Raw genomic sequence first — 595 nt, forward strand, 5'->3', positions numbered from 1 at the left:
CCTGCCGGGTGGCGCCCAGGCTGTAGCCGGACATGCAGAGCTTGCCCATCGACACCCGGCCGATGGAGCGCAGGAAGCGGATGCGGGGGCTGCCGAGGGTGCTCTCGAACTCCCCGTCGGGGCTGAGCCGCCCGTGGTCGCCCTGGAGCATCGCGCTGTGCGGCAGCCGCACGTGGTGGAAGCGGGTGGCGCAGTGGTCCACGGGCGCGCCGGAGGTGTGCGGCAGCCGCTCGACGCTGACGCCCGGCAGGTGGCCCCGCTCGTCGCTGAGCGGGGTGAGGAAGAGGAAGATGCCCAGGTCACGGCCGTCTCGAACAGGTCGAGGACAGCGTCCGGGTCCGACTCGACGGCCAGCAGCCGGTCGTGGTGGGCACGGCGGGCGGTGTCCGCGCGGCACTCCGCGGGGCAGTCGATCCGGGCGGGCCTTCCTCCGAACGGCGTCACCCGTCCTTTGTAGGCCCGGCCCGTTTCCGGATTGTTTCCCCCGAATGAAAGCTCAGCCGAAGAAGACCTCGGCCTCCGCGTACAGCGCGGGATCGACGAGGCGCAGCTCCTTCGTCGCCTCCAGCAACGGCACCATCACGATGTCCGTGCC

General features: G+C 71.4%; 1 pseudogene. It reads right to left on the reverse strand.

The annotated features are described in order from the left end of the window. A pseudogene (locus tag ABFY07_RS42825) lies at positions 1 to 310 on the reverse strand (acyl-CoA dehydrogenase family protein); the annotation flags it as partial. Positions 311 to 595 lie beyond the last annotated feature (285 nt).

Origin of the sequence: Streptomyces sparsogenes subsp. cuspidosporus, assembly GCF_039532705.1 — a bacterium.
GTDB classification, from domain to species: domain Bacteria; phylum Actinomycetota; class Actinomycetes; order Streptomycetales; family Streptomycetaceae; genus Streptomyces; species Streptomyces sparsogenes.